Below are 19842 nucleotides of genomic sequence, written 5' to 3'. Positions count from 1 at the left end.
TACACCTCACCCTCTATCTAATGGACCTCAGCTGAACGCCTACTCGAGAAAAGGAGAGCCACCATGCCTCATAAATCCAAAGGAGCGAGCTTCGATCCAACTTTTGGTGAAGGGGGGATCAAGTACTTCACTTTCGAGAGTGAACTGAGAACGGAAGTCACTGCGATTGCACTCACTGCCGATAATGAAATTTACGTAGCGGGCAATTTGCATGACGCTCGTCCATTTAAACCTACGCTTTTCTGGCTGACACGACTTAATAGTAAGGGGGTGGTGGATGAAGACTTTGCCAAGCATTCTTCCACCCCCGGTTTTGTTATCGATGCATTTGAACCATTTATTGCAGGTCGTCGCTCGCTCGCCAGGCGCCTGAGCGTTTTGAATAACACTGACATCTTGGTCACCGGAGTTGACAATGGGTATTACACCGGACTGGCTCGCTATCTTCGCTCGGGCAACCCCAACTTCGTATTCGGTACTAGCGGAAAAGTTGTGCTCAAAGAGATAGTCCAGCCCGCAATTGGCTCAAACCTACAGGGCAGCCAAAGGGCGATTGAGCTGTCCAATGGACAAATTGTTGTATCGAGCACCTCTCTTTTGCCTACAAACAACACCGTAGGGGTCATTTACCGTCTGAATGTCGATGGAAGTCTGGACAAGACACTCAAAGGCCAAGGCTATTTCCGCGTTGAGAGAACCGACGCCCCCGGGAACTGGGTGACTCTGAATGATCTGCTAATTGAACCCGATGGCAAGTTAATAGCCTTTGGTACCGATTTCGAAACCGGTATGAAAGTAGAACAATTGATACTCGCGCGCTATAGCAGCGAAGGTGACCTCGACACCTCGTACGGTGATGAGGGCTTCCTATTGGTGGACGGTGTTGGATTCCCAACAGCGAATCAATTGGTTAAACACAAGAACGACCGGCTCATCGGCGTCGGTCGAAGCGCCGATAATCCACGATGCGGCCTGTTTGTGGGAGTGACGAAAAATGGCTCGTTGGACAATCAGTTCAATAACGGCGAGCCGTTGCTACTTCTATTGAATAATGAGAATACGACGCTTGAAAGAGGGGTACTCGATGGCAACGGCAACCTGATTGTCGCGGGATATGGCTTCGACGAGAGCGTAGGTCGGGTCACGGCGGCCGTGGGTTGCCTTCTACCCGATGGTACCCTTGATCAATCTTTTAATGACCAAGGGTGGGAGCACTTATCGATCGGAGTAGGAGGCAGCTCTGCGGACGCCGTGGCCTTGCAACAAGATGGAAAGTTGCTGATTGCCGGTTACAGAGAAGGTGGGGCCTATATTGCGCGGCTGATTATTTAGAAAACAGCCTACCCCCTTGTCCTCTGGTCGACAGTTGAAACCCAAGAAGCCCGCCCTGTGAATGGCGGGGCTTTTTGGTTTCTGCTCCGGAAGATGTGTTGTCTGGGCTTGCTCGCGACAGCGTCAGCCCGGCCACCGCACATTCAACGCCGGTTGATAAACCCCGACAACGCCGCCAGCGCTTCCGGCGAGCGCAGCCGCTGGGTAAACAACGCGCCCTCCTCCTCGATCACTTGGCGAATCAATGCCCGGTCCGGCGCTTTCATCAATTGCTTGCTGATGCGTACGGCTTCAACAGGCAATGCTTCAAACTTCAACGCCATCTCCCGCGCCTTGGCCAGCGCCGCCTCGCCACTGCCCAGCGCTTCGGTGGCAATGCCCCAGGCCGCCGCTTGTTCACCGCTGAAGCCTTCGCCCAGCAGCAACAATTCCGCCGCTTTGGCGTGGCCGAGCAAACGCGGCAGGATCAGGCTGGAGCCGAATTCCGGGCACAACCCGAGATTCACGAACGGCATGCGCAAGCGTGCGTCGCGGCTGATGTAGACCAGATCGCAGTGCAGCAACAACGTGGTGCCAATCCCCACCGCCGCCCCGGCCACGGCGGCGATCACCGGTTTGCGGCAGTCGAGCAGGTTGAGCATGAAGTGGAACACCGGGCTGTCGAGACTGCTCGGCGGTTGCTGGAGGAAGTCGGAGATGTCGTTGCCGGCGGTGAAACACTCGGCGCTGCCGGTGATCAGCACGGCGTTGATTTGCGGGTCGCTGTCGGCGTGTTTCAGGGCTTCGGCCATGTGGCTGTACATGGCGCGGGTCAGGGCGTTTTTCTTGTCGGGGCGGTTCAGGCGCAGGGTCAGCAGACCGCGTTCGCGTTCAATCTGGATGGCATCGGGCATGGCGGGTCTCGCGTCGTTAAACGATCAGCGCTCAACCACGGGGCAGGAACACGTCGGCCAGCAGTTGATTGCGCGGCAGTCCCGCCAGGTACAGGCGCCGGGCAAAGGCGTCGACGCTGTCGGGGCCACCGCAGAGTAAGGCCAGGGTTTGCCGGGAAACAAGCCGCAGTTGCGCCAACGCCTGGGGCAACTCGGCCGGGGTCCAGAGTTCGACCGTGAGGTTTTCGCGGCCGGCGGCCATGGCTTGCAGGGGTTTGGCCAGATAGTGCTCGTCGGCGTCATGGGCCAGGTGAATGACGCGGATGGCGCCCTGGTGATCCTGACGCAAGGCTTCACGCAGCACACCGAACAACGGCCCCAGCCCAGTGCCGGCGGCCAGCAGCCACAGGGGCCGGGTGTGCCAGTCGGCGTCGTAATGCAAGGCGCCGCCGCGCAGTTCGCCCAGGCGCAGGGTGTCGCCAATCTGCAACTGACGCGCGGCGTCGCTGAATTCGCCGGGCTGGCGGCAATCGAGGTGGAATTCCAGGAATCGGTCTTCGTCCGGCAGGCTCGCCAGGGAATACGGGCGCGCCACGTGACCGGCCCACAACACCAGATGCTGGCCGGCGCTGTAGCGCAATGGCCGTTGGGTGGTCAGGCGCAAGCGCAGCACATGGGCGCTGAGCCAATCGACGGCTGCGACCTCGGCCGGGCGCCCGTCCTGTTGCGGATCGAAGGTATGAATCTGCAAATCTTCGATCACCGAACACTGACAGGCCAGACGCCAACCTTGCTGGCGTTGCTCCGCGCTCAAGGCATCGGGGCGGCTGTCGGCGGGCAGGCCTTGCACGCATTGCACCAGGCACGCATGACAACTGCCGGCGCGGCAACTGTAAGGCACGGAGACGCCGTTCTGATTCAGGGCATCGAGCAGGTTGCTGCCCGCCGCCACCGACCATTGGCGTTCGCCGACCCGGACCTCAGGCATCGATGTTCTCCCACGCCGCCGCGCAACGATTGCGGCCGTCACGCTTGGCCCGGTACAGCGCCTGGTCGGCCCGTTGCAGGGCGTCGTCGAGGTCGTCGCCCAGTTCCAGCAGGGTCATACCGGCGCTCAGGCTGAGGTTGCTGACGCTCAGGCCGAACAACTCGACATCGGTGAAGGCAATGCGCAGACGTTCGCAACAAGAGGTCAGGCGCTCGGCATCGCAGTCGGGCAGCAACACCACGAATTCTTCGCCACCGTATCGGGCCAGCACATCACCGTCGCGCAGGCACGCCGTGGCTACCCCGGCGAAGGCTTGCAGCACCTGATCGCCGGCGGCATGGCCGTGTACGTCGTTGATGCGTTTGAAGTGGTCGAGGTCGATCAGCGCCAAACCGTGGACCACGCCAGCGTCCATCGCATTCAGCTCCCGGGAAGCCAGGCGCAGGAAGTGACGGCGGTTGAACAGCCCGGTGAGTTCATCGGTGGCGACGAGGTCTTCGAGCTGACGCATCATCCCGCGCAGGGTGTCCTGGTGCGCTTGCAAGGCGAAGCGGCGCTGGCGCATCAGTTGGCGCGAGGCCTGGACGTATCGGGCGTAAAGCACCAGCCACACCAGCACGATAAACAGCACGCACACCTGCAACAGCGCCAGGGCCGGGTCGGCCAACTGGAAGTGGTAGCCCTCCCACAGCGTGATGGCGCTGAAACTGAAGAACACCAGCAACGCGCAACGGACAAAGGCCCGACGCGAGAGGTGGAACAGGCCGAACAGCAAAATCAGGATATAGAAGACCAGGAACGCGCCGCGGGCTTCGTCCAGGTGAGAGATCAGCCAGGTTTGCCAGCCCAGGCCCAGCAATACCTGGACTTCGGTCAGGCTGGGGTCGGCGAAGCGCAGATTGCAGCCGCTGTAGAACACCGCGAACAGCGCCGCCTGCGTGATGACCACCATTGCGCTGCCAATCGCGACACTGGCCAGGGGCGCATCGAAGTGCCCGGTGAAAAACGCCAGCCACAGCAGCAGTAATGCCAGGGCATAGGTGCCGGCCGCGAGGGCAAAACGTTTGAGCAACAGGCGCTGGATGGCGTTATGGGTCAATCGTTGACTCACCAAAGGAAAAGAGGCTGAAAGAGTGTCCTACTCTACAGGCCGATGGCCACTTTAGTGGCGCGACCGATAAATGACCATTCAATTTTGGAAGCGGAAAACTGGCGTCAAAAGCATGGCCCGCTTGACTCCTGTTTATGGGCATAACCGCCTCTGTGGCGAGGGAGCTTGCTCCCGCCGGGCTGCGAAGCGGCCCCTCTCCTTACCTGAAAAGAGGGGGAGCGCTTCGCACTCCAGCGCGAGCAAGCTCCTTCGCCACAGGTCAACTCCGACCAAAAGCCAATGTGTACCCGCCAGCGAGCCGCGTTATACTGCCGCGCCTTTTTAGCGTCGCGCCAGCAGCCCCGGTGTGACAGAGGATCAGCTACAAGTCTCAAGTTTCAAGCCGCAAGCTGAAGCCGTTCGCGTACTGCTTGGAACTTGCAGCTTGAAACTTAAGGCTTGTAGCTGCCCCATAGAATGTTCCCGTCTTTTAGAGGAGCGCGACTCATGACCGTGATCAAGCAAGACGACCTGATTCAGAGCGTTGCCGACGCCCTGCAGTTCATTTCTTATTACCACCCCGTTGATTTTATCCAGGCGATGCACGAAGCCTACCTGCGCGAAGAATCGCCAGCGGCCCGTGATTCGATGGCGCAAATCCTGATCAACTCGCGCATGTGCGCCACCGGCCACCGTCCGATCTGCCAGGACACCGGCATCGTGACCGTGTTCGTCCGTGTGGGCATGGACGTGCGTTGGGATGGCGCCACCATGAGCCTGGACGACATGATCAACCAGGGCGTGCGCCAGGCGTACAACCTGCCGGAAAACGTCCTGCGTGCCTCGATCCTCGCCGACCCGGCGGGCGCTCGCAGGAACACCAAGGACAACACCCCGGCCGTGATCCACTACTCCATCGTTCCGGGTAATACCGTGGAAGTGGACGTAGCGGCCAAGGGCGGCGGTTCCGAGAACAAGTCGAAAATGGCCATGCTCAACCCGTCCGACTCGATCGTCGACTGGGTTTTGAAGACCGTTCCGACCATGGGCGCCGGCTGGTGCCCACCGGGCATGCTTGGCATCGGCATCGGCGGCACCGCCGAGAAAGCCGCCGTCATGGCCAAGGAAGTGTTGATGGAATCCATCGACATCCACGAGCTGAAGAAGCGCGGCCCGTCCAACCGTATCGAAGAGATGCGCCTGGAGCTGTTCGAGAAGGTCAACCAACTGGGCATCGGCGCCCAGGGCCTGGGCGGCCTGACCACCGTGCTCGACGTGAAGATCATGGATTACCCGACCCACGCCGCGTCCCTGCCGGTGTGCATGATCCCGAACTGCGCCGCCACCCGTCACGCGCACTTCGTGCTCGACGGTTCCGGCCCGGCCTCTCTGGAAGCGCCACCGCTGGACGCCTACCCGGAAATCGTCTGGGAAGCCGGCCCGTCGGCCCGTCGCGTCAACCTCGACACCCTGACCCCGGAAGACGTGCAGAGCTGGAAGCCGGGCGAAACCGTCCTGCTCAACGGCAAGATGCTCACCGGTCGCGACGCCGCGCACAAGCGCATGGTCGAGATGCTGAACAAAGGTGAAGCCCTGCCGGTGGACCTGAAAGGTCGTTTCATCTACTACGTCGGCCCGGTTGATCCGGTGCGCGAAGAAGTGGTTGGGCCTGCCGGTCCGACCACCGCGACGCGGATGGACAAGTTCACCCGTCAGATCCTCGAGCAAACCGGCCTGCTGGGCATGATCGGCAAATCCGAGCGCGGCCCGACTGCGATCGAAGCGATCAAGGACCACAAAGCCGTGTACCTGATGGCAGTGGGCGGCGCGGCTTACCTGGTGGCGCAAGCCATCAAGAAATCCCGCGTCGTGGCTTTCGCCGAGCTGGGGATGGAAGCCATCTACGAGTTCGACGTCAAAGACATGCCGGTGACCGTTGCGGTGGATAGCAAAGGTGAATCGGTGCACATCACCGGTCCTGCCATCTGGCAGAAAAAGATCAGTGAAAGCCTGGCGGTAGAAGTGCAGTAAGCACTAACACCTCCAAAAACGGCCGGGTCATCTCCCCAGATGACCCGGCCGTTTTTTTTTGCCCATCCCCCACCTGTGGGAGATCGGTATAAACAGTCATCCCCTGCAACCCAATCAATCTAAAAATCCCGCCCCCACCTGTCAGATCTGACAGGTTACGCCGCCCCGGCAACTTGATAGCGTTGACCCACACCGAAACCCTTTGCCGAACACCGGGATCCGCCCCATGGACGATCACGCTTCGCTGAGCATCACCACGCCCTCCATTGCCCGCACCGCGTCCATTGCCATGGTCGGCAAAAGCGGCTCGGTCGGTTTCACCGGCAGCGCGTCATTCGAATTGCCGCTGCCCCTGTCGGCCGGGCGCGGTTTCGATCCCAACCTGTCGCTGGGCTATGACAGCCAGGCCGGCAACGGACCGTTCGGGATTGGCTGGGGGTTGAACAGCGGTGCCATTTCCCGACAGACCAACAAGGGCGTGCCGCGCTACCAGGACGACGATGTGATGATCGGCCACGACGGCCAGCAGTGGCGCCCGGAACGGGATGCCCAAGGGCAGATCACGTCCAGGAGCGAAACCCATTACCGGGGCGTGCCCGTGGGGTCACACACGGTGGTGCGTTATTTCCCCCGCATTGAAACCACCTTCGCGCTGATCGAGTTCTGGCGCTCCGACGCCAACCCGCAGGGTTTCTGGCTGATACACGACACCGACGGCAGCCTGCACCTGTTCGGCAAAGCCGATACCGCGCGGGTGGCCGATCCGAACGACCTGCAACGCGTTACGTCCTGGCTCATACAGGAAAGCCTGAGTGCCCACGGCGAGCACATCGCCTACGAGTACAAAGCCGAGGAAGCCTCACCGGCGCCCCATGACTACCGGGCCCAGCGTTACTTGCAACGGGTGCTCTACGGCAACGCCGCAGCCAGCAGCCACTTGTATGGCTGGACCGAGCCACCGCCCTCGCCGGCGTGGCATTTCCATCTGCTGTTCGACTACGGCGAACGCACCCTGGACCGGGAACAGAAACCCACCTACGAACCCAAGACCCCGTGGCCAGTGCGCAGCGATCCGTTCCACACCTACGGCAACGGCTTTGAAGTCGGCACCCGGCGCTTGTGTCATCAGGTGCTGATGTTCCATCACTTCCCCCGGGAACTGGGGGCGAACCCGGTGCTGGTGCGACGGCTGCTACTGGAGTACCGCGCCACGTCCCTGGGCTACAACCAGTTGGCGGCCGCGCACTATCAGGCCTGGGACGCCAGTGGCGCGGTGGAAAACCGCCCGCCCCTGGAGTTCGACTACTCGGCGTTCGCCCCCAATACCCAACCGGCGCCCTTGTTGCCCTTCGATAACATGCCCGGCCTTGAGGATGGGCAACGCTATCAATCCGTCGATCTGTTCGGCGAGGGCTTGCCGGGTTTTCTGTGCCGCTATGACCAGGCCTGGTTCTACCGCGAGCCGTTGCGCGATGAGTCCGGCGACGATGACATCACCTACGGCCCATGGACCGAACTCAGCCAGATCCCCCGCGCCGACAGCCGTAAACCGGTGCAGCAAACCCTCACCGACCTGACCGGTGACGGGCGCCTGGACTGGGTCATTGCTCAACCGGGCCTGAGCGGTTTCCACACCCTGAACCCGGACCGCAGCTGGTCAGGCTTCATCCCGTTCAGCGCGTTTCCGGCGGAGTATTTCCACACCCTGGCGCAACTGGGCGACTTGAGCGGCGACGGCCTCAGCTCCCTCGCGCTGATCGGCCCCAGGAGCGTGCGCTTGTACGCCAACCGTCGCACCGACGGTTTCGCCAAGGCTGAGGAGGTGCCCCCATCTGCCGGACGACGACCGCTTGCCGTTGTTCAGCGATGCGCCGTCAGAACTGGTGTTCCTGGGCAACATGCTGGGCAGCGACATGAGCGAGTTGTGCCGCATCCGCCACAACGAAATCAAATGCTGGCCGAACCTGGGTCACGGGCGTTTCGGCCAGGGTTTCGTGATGAGCGCCCTGCCCTTCAGCTACCACGAATTCGATGCCGCCCGCGTGCGCATTGCCGACCTCGACGGCTCCGGGGCACCGGCGCTGATTTACCTGAAGTCCGACGGTTTCGACATCTACTTCAACCGGGGTGGCAATGGTCTGGAACAGACACCAGTCCAAGTCTCCTGGCCCGAAGGTGTGCGCTACGACAACCATTGCCAGGTGACCCTCGCCGACCTGCAAGGCCTGGGCTGCGCCAGTCTGATCCTGACAGTGCCGCACATGAAACCCCGGCACTGGCGCTATGACTTTGTCAGTGCCCGGCCGTACCTGCTGAGTGCCAGCAACAACAACATGGGGTGCAGCACGCACGTGAAGTACCGCAGCTCGGCGCAGGAGTGGCTGGATGAAAAACGGCAATTGCATAACCGCAAAATGCTAGCGATGTCGTACCTGCCATTCCCGATTCAAGTGGTCAGCAAACAGCAGCAAAAGGACGAAATCACCGGCAACGTGCTCACCCAATCCCTCAGCTACAGCCAGGGTTACTACGATGGTATCGAGCGCGAGTTCCGGGGTTTCGGCCTGGTGCGCCAGACCGACAGCGAAGCCGTGCAGACTGAGGACGACATCGGCTTCACCGCCCCGGCGCTGGCCTGCACCTGGTTCCATACGGGCCGCAGCGTGGACATGCCGCGAGACGGTTATTTCGCCCAGGACCCGGACGCCCACCCCTTGGGCGATACGCTGTTCTGTCGCTACCACGCCAGCGACGCCTTCGATGAACCGGTGACCCCGGACGCAGCCACCGCCCGTGCAATCGCCCGGGCCCTCGCCGGCGCAGTGTTGCGCACGGAAACCTATGCGCTGGACGACACCCTGCCCTACCAGGTTGAGGAGTACCGCTACAAAGTCCGTGAATTGCGGGGCATCGACGCTCACCCGCCCTACGGCAGCCTGTTCGCTGCGCCGCTGGAACAAATCAGTTACCAGTACGAACGCTTTATCGACGACCCGCTGTGCCGCCACGACATCACCCTGAGCCAGGATACGTTCGGCCAGCCGACCCATGCCCTCACCGTCCACTACGCCCGGCGCAAGACCGAACTCGACGCACCACCCTTCGATGACCCGGACGAACAAGCCTGGTGGCGCGACGCCCACGACCCGCAGCAACAGTCTTACTACCTGAGCGAAACCCGCGCCGAATTCATTCACCTGACCGACCCGCAAGGCTGGCGCGTGGGGCTGCCCTATCGCCAGCGCGGCAACGCCTTGAAGTTGCCCAAAGGCGCGTTGCCCACGGGGCTCAATCCCGGGCAAATCAGCTACGAATTACTGCTTGAGCATCACGCCAGCCCGGCGTGGAACAGCGCGCGGGAATTGACGAGGCAAGCGCTGCAGCGTTACCTCAACACCGCAGACCGCTCCGTGCGGCCCGATGGCAGCGCCGACTTCGAAGCCCTGGCCGCGCCCCAGGAAATCGCGCAATTGGACAAGACCGCGCTGGACGCCTACAACACCCTGCCCCCGCCCTTCGATATCCGGGTCGAGCTGGTGAAGATCGGCTATGTGCACATGCCGTTGTTCCTTGAGCCGGACGTCGATGAAGACCAGCGCAAAAACCTTTGGTCGGCCCTCTACGGGTTTGCCGAATACGCCGACCTGGCCGGCTTCTACAAGGTGCGCAAGTACAACGAGACCTTGAGCCACGGCGTCACCCAGGCCAGCTATGACTCCCACCACCTGGCGATCACCGAGGTCACGTTGCCGGACGGCTGCACCACCCGCGCCGAATACGATTACCACGCGCTGCAACCGCTGCGCCTCATCGATGCCAACGACAACATTGAGGAAGCGCTGTACGAACCGTCCGGCCAGCCGCTGGCCGTCAGCTTCTACGGTACGGAAAACGGGGTGCCCGTCGGGTTCAAGCCGCTGAGCGAGTACGTTCGGCCCGCATCGTCGCTGCCGGACCCGGCCATCGATAACCCCGAGGCAGCCCTGCAAAAAGCCGCCAGTGTCCTGCGCAAGGACTTGTTCAGCTGGATGGGCCAACTCCCCGGCGCCACCCACCAGACCGCCGCCTGGCTCGCCGGCTGGATCGCCGACGGTTACGTGCTGCCCAGCCTGCACATCCGCGCCAGCGCCCGCACGCGACTGGCCCGGCTCAAATCGCGCACCGCCGCCGAACAAACGCTCAAGGAACTGATCGCAGCGACACCCCGTGAACCGGTGCACAGCGTGATCCTCAGCGCCGACCGCTACCCCGATGACCCGTTGCAGCAGATCCAGATCAGCAAGGCCTGCGTGGACGGTTTCGGTCGGGCGCTGCAAACCCAGCAAAAGGTCGAGCCCGGCCTGGCCTACAGCGCCAATGCCAACCTCGAATTGGAGGTGGTGGACGGCCAACCGCTGGAGAAACCGGCCGACCCGCGCTGGCGCATCAGCGAACGGGTGGAATACAACAACAAGGGCGCCGTGACCCGTGTCTTCCGCCCCTACTTCTGTAACACCCATGGCTATATCCGCGACCAGTCCTTTCGCCTGTTCGGCTACCACGACCAGCAGTTCTACGACCCGCTGGGCCGTCCGATCAAGGTCATCAGCGCCAAAGGCTATGAGTCGTTTGACAGCCTGCATCCGTGGTATCGCGCCAGTCACGACTTCAACGACACCGAGGGCTCGTGAGCCATGATGACGACCGTGCATGGGCGCACACCCTCGCTGGTGGTGAATGACAGTCGTGGCCTGCCGCTTCGCCAAGTGGCGTACCTGCGCACGGAGGTGGGTGGCACGGCGGATGCGCTCATTACCCGGCAGCTCCACGACGTCCGTGGCCGATTGATCGGGCAATGGGACCCGAGGCTTTTCGGGGTTGCGCCCACCCCCAACCTGGCCACGGTTTATCGGCTGTCCGGCGAAGCGGTTCGTGTGGACAGCGTCGATGCCGGCTGGCGCTTGAACCTGTCCGGGATGTCGGGTGAGGTGCTGCAACGCTGGGACCCGCGCGGCACCCATTGGCAAACCACCTACGACAATCAGTTGCGCGTGATCGCCCTCCAGGAAAATGCCCAGCCGAACGTCGAGCGCTTCACCTATGCCAACGCCACGGCGGCAGCCAGCCACAACCTGCGCGGGAAACTGATCGGGCAAGTCGACCCTTCGGGCACGGTGAGCTTCGACAGCTACAGCCTGGGCGGCGAGGCCTTGGGCGATTCCCGGACCTTTGTCGACGGTGCGCCTTATACCAGCCGCCGCACCGTCAGCCCCCTCGGCGCCGTGCTGAACCTGACCGATGCAAAGGCGCATCAGCAACAGTTCGGCTACGACCTCGCCGGGCAACTCAAACGGGTGGAATTAAAACTCGACCCGACGGCCTCGGCTCAAGCCGTGCTCGCCGATGCTCACTACAACGCCGCCGGCCAGCTGATCGAACAGCACGCAAATAATGGCGTGGTCAGCCGCTGGGCCTACGATCCGGCCAATGGCCGGCTTACCCAACAACAAGCCGGTTTACCCGGCCAATCAGCGTTGCAAAACCTCGGCTACACCTACGACCGGGTCGGCAATGTGCTGGCCATCGACGACCTGGCCTTTACCCCGGTGTTCTTCGCCAACCAGCGGGTCGACGGCCGTCGCGAGTTCAGTTACGACTCGCTGTACCAATTGCGCAGCGCCGCGGGTTTTGAAACCGATACGCCGAATCTGCGTCCCGGTTTGCCAACCCCTATCACACCGGTCGACACCGGCCGGCTCTACAACTACGCCCAGCAGTATGAATACGATACCGGCGGCAACCTGACGACCCTGCGCCATGTGCGCACCGGCAATAACCACACGCAAACCACGCACATCGCCCCCGACAGCAATCGCGGTGTGCGCTGGGCCGAGGGCGATCCGGCACCGATTTTCGACGAACACTTCGACCCCCACGGCAATTTGCTGTTGCTGGAAAAAGGCCAGCCACTGACCTGGAACCGCCGCGATCAACTGGCCGTAGCCCGGTTGGTGGAACGCAGCGGCGGGCCCAACGATGAAGAAACCTACATCTACAGCCAAGGCCAGCGCGTCAGCAAACGCCTGGTGACCCAGGCGCAATCGGTCAGCCACGTGCGCCAGGTCCTGTACTTGCCGGGGCTGGAAATCCGCACCCTGGACGATGCCGAAGAACTGCACGTCATCACCCTGGGCAACGTGCGCTGCCTGCACTGGGTCAAGGGCAAACCGGCGGCCATCGAGCAAAATCAGTTGCGCTACAGCCTCGACGATCACCTGGGCTCCAGCACCCTGGAACTGGACCGCAACGGCGCGTTGATCAGCCAGGAAATCTACTACCCCTTCGGCGGCACGGCGTGGTGGGCGGCGCGCTCGGCGGTGGAGGTGGACTACAAGACGATTCGGTATTCGGGCAAAGAGATGGATGTCAGCGGGCTCTACTACTACGGTGCGCGGTATTACGCGCCGTGGTTGCAGCGTTGGGTGAGTGCCGATCCGGGGGGGGATGTGGATGGGCTGAATTTGTATGCGATGGTGGGGAATAACCCGCTGCGCTATGTGGATCCCGAGGGCGGTGCCCGGGAAGAGAACGTGATTTTTCTCTACTCGGGTTTTATTTCCGTCCTGGGGGGGGTGTCAGAGCAGACACTCGGGCAGGTCGACAACATCATTCATCAGAAGAACATTGTCAGCAGTCTGTTCAAGAACCTGTTGGGAGAGACATTCCTGGGTGTCATCGGCTATGAAGGTGGCGTGATCGGCGCGCCACAAGCGAGCGCCGTTCTTCCCAACGCGCCTCACGCCCTGCAATTCACGGATCCTGGCGCGTTGACCGGTGGCAACCTCGGCGGGGACACGGCCGGCGCGCTGGGAGAGCCGGTCACCAGCAGCCTGGGATTGATATCCACGCTCATCCCGCAAACCTCGAAAATATCCGTTTCCGCGATTGACGAGATGCTGGGTATCCCGCCCCCCGCCAACGACATACAGCCCAATTGGCGCAGCATAAAAGACGAGGTGATTCACCCGGCGCTCAACGCCGTGCTCAATCCGGAATTCGTATTGAACCGAGTGGTTGCCACGTGGCTGTCGATTATTCCTGGCACCTTGAATATGTTCGCCCGTGCGGTGGAAGCCGAAGACATCACGAACCGCCTCGACCCGGTCAAGATCGCCAAGATCGAAGCCATGACCGCCGAATGGAAAGCCGCGACGGAGCAACGCTGGGCCTGGGCGCAAAATGCCTTCGATGCGCTGGGCACCGACACGGTCAACCCGGCCGACGTCATTCCCAACGTGAACTTCATGACCCCCAAGGCCATGCTTGCACCTATCACCCGGGCCGGATTGCAGCAAGCCACGACCACAACCCTCGACTACATCAGCCGCATTCAAAAAGGCATGGCCCAGTACAAGGAAATGGGCACCACCGACAATATGTATCTGGCACGGCAGGCGCGGGCGGCGGCGAAGGCTTCTCGAAGATGAGTGATGCACCGGGAGCAACCCATGAATCGATCAACGCACCTGAATACACCGACGCTTTTCGTCCACGCCCCCAGAGGGCTACCGGTGAGGCAGGTAGCCTACCTGCGTAAAGGGACCGGTGGTTTGGTGGAAGCACGGGTGACCCGGCAGGTCCTCAACGTCAGTGGCCGGTTGATCGAACAATGGGACCCGAGGCTTTACGGGGTTGCGCCCAAACCCAACCTGGCTACGATTTATCAGCTGTCCGGCGAGGCCGTAAGGGTGGACAGCGTCGATGCCGGCTGGCGCTTGAACCTGCCCGGCGTGTCGGGTGAAGTGCGGCAACGCTGGGACCCGCGTGGCACGCATTGGCAAACCACCTACGACAATCAGTTGCGCGTGATCGCACTCCAGGAAAATGCCCAGCCGAACGTCGAGCGCTTCACCTATGCCAACGCCACGGCGGCTGCCAGCCACAACCTGCGCGGGAAACTGATCGGGCAAGTCGACCCTTCGGGCACGGTGAGCTTCGACAGCTACAGCCTGGGCGGCGAGGCCTTGGGCGAGGCCCGGACCGTTGCCGATGGCACGTCTTATACCAGCCGCCGCACCGTCAGCCCCCTCGGCGCCGTGCTGGACCAGACCGATGCCATGGCGCATCAGCAACGGTTTGGCTACGACATCGCCGGGCAACTCAAACGGGTGCAACTGCGGCTCGACCCGACCGGCACGGTCCAAGATGTGCTCGCCGATGCTCACTACAACGCCGCCGGCCAGGTGATCGAACAGCAGGCGAGCAATGGCGTGGTCAGCCTATGGACCTACGACTCGGCGGATGGCCGGCTCACCCGACAGCAGGCCGGTTTGCCCGGTCAACCCGTGTTGCAGAACCTCGGCTACACCTACGACCGGGTCGGCAATGTACTGGCCATCGACGACCTGGCCTTTACCCCGGCGTTCTTCGCCAACCAGCGGGTCGACGGCCGTCGCGAGTTCAGCTACGACTCCCTGTATCAGTTGCGCAGCGCCAGCGGATTTGAAACCGATACGCCGAATCTGCGTCCCGGTTTGCCCACCCCCATCACACCGGTCGACACCGGCCGGCTCTACAACTACGCCCAGCAGTATGAATACGATACCGGCGGCAACCTGACGACCCTGCGCCATGTGCGCACCGGCAATAACCACACGCAAACCACGCACATCGCCCCCGACAGCAACCGTGGCGTGCGCTGGGCCGAGGGCGACCCGGCGCCGGTGTTCGATGACCTGTTCGACGCCCACGGTAACTTGCTGCTACTGGAACAAGGCCAGCCACTGACCTGGAACAGCCGCGATCAACTGGCCGTAGCCCGGTTGGTGGAACGCAGCGGCGGGCCCAACGATGAAGAAACCTACGTCTACAGCCAAGGCCAGCGCGTCAGCAAACGCCTGGTGACCCAGGCGCAATCGGTCAGCCACGTGCGCCAGGTCCTGTACTTGCCGGGGCTGGAAATCCGCACCCTGGACGATGCCGAAGAACTGCACGTCATCACCCTGGGCAACGTGCGCTGCCTGCACTGGGTCAAGGGCAAACCGGCGGCCATCGAGCAAAATCAGTTGCGCTACAGCCTCGACGATCACCTGGGCTCCAGCACCCTCGAACTGGACCGCAACGGCGCGTTGATCAGCCAGGAAATCTACTACCCCTTCGGCGGCACGGCGTGGTGGGCGGCGCGCTCGGCGGTGGAGGTGGACTACAAGACGATTCGGTATTCGGGCAAAGAGATGGATGTCAGCGGGCTCTACTACTACGGCGCGCGGTATTACGCGCCGTGGTTGCAGCGTTGGGTGAGTGCCGATCCGGGGGGGGATGTGGATGGGCTGAATTTGTATGGGTTTGTGGGGAACAATCCGCTTGTCTACATAGATCAAGGCGGCAGGGTCAGAATCCCGTTCGCGATTGTGGAGCGGTTCAAAGCTAATTGGGGCAACTGGACGCCAGAGGCTACGTACGACTTGAAAATCTACCGGCATCTGGAAATCCTCGATGAAGTGAAGACGGGCGTACGTGATACCTGGCAACAAATACTTAACCATCGATCAATGACGGAGCACGCGCAGTCCACCAGTAAGCGAACCGGATACTTCCTGGCAGAAAAAGGCACCTCCTTTGCGGCAGGTGCGGGCGTTGGAGCCGCCGTTGGTGCCATCGCCGGGGCACCGCTAGGTCCAGTGGGGATGGCAGGCGGCGCAGTCATCGGCTTCGTCACCAGCACGGTCGTCAGTAAAACAACGGCATACATCGGAAAAGAGACAGGCCTCAACACATCGGTAAGCCTTGAATCCGGGCGGTTGAATCCCGACAAGTTAATTAAAAAGGTTTATTCCCAAACATCCGATCAGCTCATTCCCGATCTCATTTCCAGCTACGATCCGCGAACAGCAGGCGGGCGCAAGAAGTTGGCTAAAGAGGCGGTAACCGTGGCGCTGGGGAAGGTCCCATTGGCAGGACCAGGCTTGAAAGCCATACCGGGCACCCTTGATATCCTCAGTGAAGTGAGTGCGGCGGGATCGGCTCTTTCCGCTGAACAAGTCAATGCGCTGGATACCGACATCGTCGCGATGGTCGGCGCATTGGAGAAAGGCAAAATCAATTTGGCGGAGATGGCACGAAAATTCGATCGAGAGGAGGTCCTGAAAAAAATTAACGTGAAGACAGACAAAAGGATCAGAAGCCTGAACGATCTGCGAACAGTCCTGCATTCTCGTTCATCCAAATTCACAGCAGTGTAGAGGCGATTATGGGTCCGGCCTGAAACGACACGAATTCACATGCTATCGTGCGCGCCCGTATTACTGACTGTTTGCGCCGCCATGCCCGCGACTTCCCGAACCCTGCGCCTGACGCTTTACACCCTGCTGATCGTGGCTGGCGCCGTGCTGGCCGCCGCCCTGGCCATGCGCCACGCCGAACGCCAGGCCCTGGAGGAAGACGCGGCCCGGGCCAATCAGCAACTGGCGTTGTACGCCAACTCCCTGCACACCCTGATTGATCGCTATCGCGCCCTGCCCGCCGTGTTGGCGCTGGACCCGCAATTGCGTTCGGCCCTCGATGGCCCGGTGAATCCTGAACAGCAGGACCTGCTGAACCGCAAACTGGAAAAGATCAACGGCGCCGCCCAGTCCTCGACCCTGGAATTGCTCGACCACACCGGCCTGGCCGTGGCCGCCAGCAATTGGCGTCTGCCCAGCAGTTACGTCGGTCACAACTACGGCTTCCGCCCCTACTTCAGCCAGACCCGCACCCAAGGCACCGGGCGCTTTTACGCGGTGGGCGTGACCAGCGGCATTCCCGGTTATTTCCTCTCCAGCGCGGTGACCCGGGACAACGGCGAGTTCCTCGGTGCCATGGTGGTCAAGCTTGAGTTTCCCGAACTTGAGCGCGAATGGCGCCAGGGCAGCGACACGCTGTTAGTCAGCGATGCCCGCGGGATTATCTTCATCGCCAACCAGCCGGGCTGGCGTTATCGCACATTGAAACCGCTGAACGACAGCGATCACACCGAACTCAAAGTCACCCGCCAATACGACAAGCAACCGCTGACACCGCTGGTGTATCAATCGAAACGCCGCTTCGACGACAACAGCGATCTGGCCCGGGTCGAAGGCCCCGACGGCACGGCGGATTACCTGTGGGAATCCCTGCCGCTGCCCGCCGAAGGCTGGACCTTGCACCTGCTGCGCCGCCCGCAAGTTGCGTTCGAAGACAGCCGCAATGCCGCCCTCGCCGCCGCCGGATCGTGGCTGGCGCTGGTGTTTTTGCTGCTGTTCCTCAACCAGCGCTGGCGCCTGGCGAAAATGCGCCAGCGCAGCCGCGAAGAGCTGGAACAACTGGTGGAAGAACGCACCCGCGACTTGCGCACCGCCCAGGATGGTTTAGTGCAATCGGCCAAGCTCGCGGCGCTGGGGCAGATGTCGGCGGCACTGGCTCATGAAATCAACCAGCCGCTGACCGCCCAGCGCATGCAGTTGGCGACCTTGCGTTTACTGCTCGATCACGGCCGGGTCGATGACGCCTACAAGGCGTTGAAACCGGTGGACGACATGCTCACCCGCATGGCCGCGTTGACCGGCCACCTGAAAACCTTCGCCCGCAAAAGCCCCAGCGGCTTGCGTGAACGCCTGGATCTGGCGGCGGTGGTCGATCAGTCCTTGCAGCTGCTCGACGCGCGGCTGCGGGATGAAAACGTCAGCACCGTGCTGCACCTGACCCGCCCGGCGTGGGTGCGTGGCGATGCGATTCGCCTGGAACAGGTGCTGATCAACCTGCTGCGCAACGCCCTCGACGCGGTGCAGGACAAACCGTGCAAACGCCTGGAAATCCGCCTCGAAGCCGACGAACAACTGTGGCGCCTGACCGTCGCCGATAACGGCGGCGGGATTGCCGAAGAGCACCTGCCGAATGTGTTCGATCCGTTCTTCACCACCAAACCGGTGGGTGATGGTCTGGGCCTGGGGCTGGCGGTCTCGTTTGCCATCGTGCATGAATCCGGCGGACGCCTGAGTGCCGCCAATCACGAGAACGGCGCGGTGTTTACCGTGACCTTGCCGATCGATCTGGAGGAACCTGTTCCATGCTGAATTCGGTGATCGTGGTTGACGACGAAAGCAGCATCCGCAGCGCCGTCGAACAATGGCTGAGCCTGTCGGGGTTCGAGGTGCAGCTGTTCAGCCGCGCCGATGAATGCCTGGCGCAACTGCCGGCGCATTTTCCCGGGGTGATCCTCAGCGATGTGCGCATGCCCGGCATGACCGGCCTGGAACTGCTGGCCGAAGTGCAGCGCCGGGATGCCGATTTGCCGGTGATTTTGCTGACCGGTCACGGCGATGTGCCGATGGCCGTGGAAGCCATGCGCGATGGCGCCTACGACTTCCTCGAAAAACCCTTCAGCCCGGAAACCTTGCTCGGCAGTTTGCGGCGGGCCCTGGAGAAACGCCGGTTGGTCCTGGAGAACCGGGCCTTGCACGTCCAGGCCGACAACCGCGCCAAACTCGATGCGACGTTGCTCGGTGTGTCCCGTGGTTTGCAGACCTTGCGCCGACAGGTGCTGGACTTGGCGACGCTGCCAGTCAACGTGCTGATCCGGGGCGAAACCGGCAGCGGCAAAGAGTTGGTCGCCCGTTGCCTGCACGACTTCGGCCCGCGTGCGGACAAGCCGTTCGTGGCGCTGAACTGTGCGGCGATCCCTGAGCAATTGTTCGAGGCCGAGCTGTTCGGGCACGAGAGCGGCGCGTTCACCGGTGCTTCGGGCAAGCGCATCGGCAAGCTTGAATACGCCGACGGCGGCACGCTGTTTCTCGATGAGATTGAAAGCATGCCGTTGGCGCAGCAGGTCAAGTTGTTGCGGGTGTTGCAGGAACAGAAGCTGGAACGCCTGGGTTCGAACCAGAGCATTCGCGTGGACTTGCGGATCATCGCCGCGACCAAACCCGACCTGCTGGACGAAGCCCGGGCCGGGCGCTTTCGCGAGGATTTGGCCTATCGCCTGAACGTCGCCGAACTACGCCTGCCACCGTTGCGCGAACGGCGCGAAGACATTCCGTTGTTATTCGAAACCTTCGCCCAGCACGCCGCCGAACGCCTGGGCCGGACCTTCCCGCCCTTGAGCGGCCCGCAACTGAGCCACCTGCTGAGCCACGACTGGCCGGGCAATGTGCGGGAACTGGCGAACGTGGCTGAGCGACAGGTGTTGGGGCTGGGTGAGCCGGAGCCGGTGGGGATTGATCCTGGCCAGTCGCTGGCAGCGCAACAGGAAGCGTTTGAAGCCCATTGCTTGCGTGCGGCGTTGACCCGGCATAAGGGCGATGTGAAAGCGGTGCTTGAGGAGCTGCAACTGCCGAGGCGGACCTTCAATGAAAAGCTGCAGCGGCATGGGTTGAGCCGGGAGATGTTTATCCCCGAATGATCGTTCCCACGCTCCGCGTGGGAATGCAGCCCGTGACGCTCCGCGTCACTCGTACCTGGGACGCGGAGCGTCCCTTGATGCATTCCCACGCGGAGCGTGGGAACGATCATTAGGCGGAAATCCGCTCATCTGCATC

Annotated in this window: 9 protein-coding genes and 1 pseudogene; 7 read left to right on the top strand and 3 right to left on the bottom strand. The window is 61.9% G+C overall.

The genetic code is table 11. The features are described 5' to 3' along the window. Positions 1-63: 63 nt before the first annotated feature. On the top strand, positions 64-1332 hold the full coding sequence (locus tag ACZ89E_RS29740; RefSeq protein ID WP_476256922.1) for an NHL repeat-containing protein: 1269 nt from the start codon (positions 64-66) through the stop codon (positions 1330-1332). Positions 1333-1475: 143 nt separating this feature from the next. Here ACZ89E_RS29740 and ACZ89E_RS29735 read toward each other — a convergent pair whose 3' ends face one another. Genes ACZ89E_RS29735 through ACZ89E_RS29725 form a run of 3 tightly spaced genes read right to left on the bottom strand, consistent with a single transcriptional unit; the run spans position 1476 to position 4291 of the window. Further along, the gene (locus ACZ89E_RS29735) at positions 1476-2225 is read right to left on the bottom strand and encodes an enoyl-CoA hydratase-related protein (protein WP_476256921.1); all 750 of its coding nucleotides are present in this window, start codon (positions 2223-2225) and stop codon (positions 1476-1478) included. 31 nt (positions 2226-2256) lie between these two features. Then, the gene (locus ACZ89E_RS29730) at positions 2257-3192 is read right to left on the bottom strand and encodes an iron-sulfur-binding ferredoxin reductase (protein ID WP_476256920.1); all 936 of its coding nucleotides are present in this window, start codon (positions 3190-3192) and stop codon (positions 2257-2259) included. After that, entirely contained in the window at positions 3185-4291 is a 1107-nt protein-coding gene (locus ACZ89E_RS29725) for a GGDEF domain-containing protein (protein WP_149657924.1), read from the bottom strand. Before ACZ89E_RS29725 ends, ACZ89E_RS29730 begins: the two co-directional genes overlap by 8 nt. Before the next feature lie 498 nt (positions 4292-4789). On the opposite strand from ACZ89E_RS29725, the gene ACZ89E_RS29720 reads away from it, so the two are divergent. The 6 genes and pseudogenes from ACZ89E_RS29720 to ACZ89E_RS29695 all read left to right on the top strand — a co-directional run bounded on the left by ACZ89E_RS29720 (position 4790) and on the right by ACZ89E_RS29695 (position 19706). Then, on the top strand, positions 4790-6313 hold the full coding sequence (locus ACZ89E_RS29720; RefSeq protein WP_463258310.1) for a fumarate hydratase: 1524 nt from the start codon (positions 4790-4792) through the stop codon (positions 6311-6313). 226 nt (positions 6314-6539) lie between these two features. Further along, positions 6540-10983, top strand: a pseudogene (locus ACZ89E_RS29715) (SpvB/TcaC N-terminal domain-containing protein). 3 nt (positions 10984-10986) lie between these two features. After that, positions 10987-13779, top strand: coding sequence for an RHS repeat-associated core domain-containing protein (locus ACZ89E_RS29710; RefSeq protein ID WP_476256919.1), 2793 nt, complete (start codon positions 10987-10989; stop codon positions 13777-13779). Between the two features lie 21 nt (positions 13780-13800). Continuing rightward, a complete protein-coding gene (locus ACZ89E_RS29705) occupies positions 13801-16533 on the top strand; it encodes an RHS repeat-associated core domain-containing protein (RefSeq protein ID WP_476256918.1) in 2733 nt (910 codons plus the stop codon). 81 nt (positions 16534-16614) lie between these two features. After that, complete coding sequence (locus ACZ89E_RS29700) at positions 16615-18381, top strand: sensor histidine kinase (protein ID WP_463258314.1); 1767 nt, start codon at positions 16615-16617, stop codon at positions 18379-18381. Further along, positions 18375-19706 carry a sigma-54-dependent transcriptional regulator gene (locus ACZ89E_RS29695; RefSeq protein ID WP_463258315.1) on the top strand — a complete coding sequence of 444 codons (1332 nt, stop codon included), beginning with the start codon at positions 18375-18377 and terminating at the stop codon, positions 19704-19706. Before ACZ89E_RS29700 ends, ACZ89E_RS29695 begins: the two co-directional genes overlap by 7 nt. The last annotated feature ends 136 nt before the right edge of the window (positions 19707-19842 follow it).

It is taken from the genome of Pseudomonas sp. TE3899 (assembly GCF_056279105.1).
Note: the sequence above shows the minus strand (reverse complement) of the source record. Positions and strands in the feature narration are given on the sequence as shown.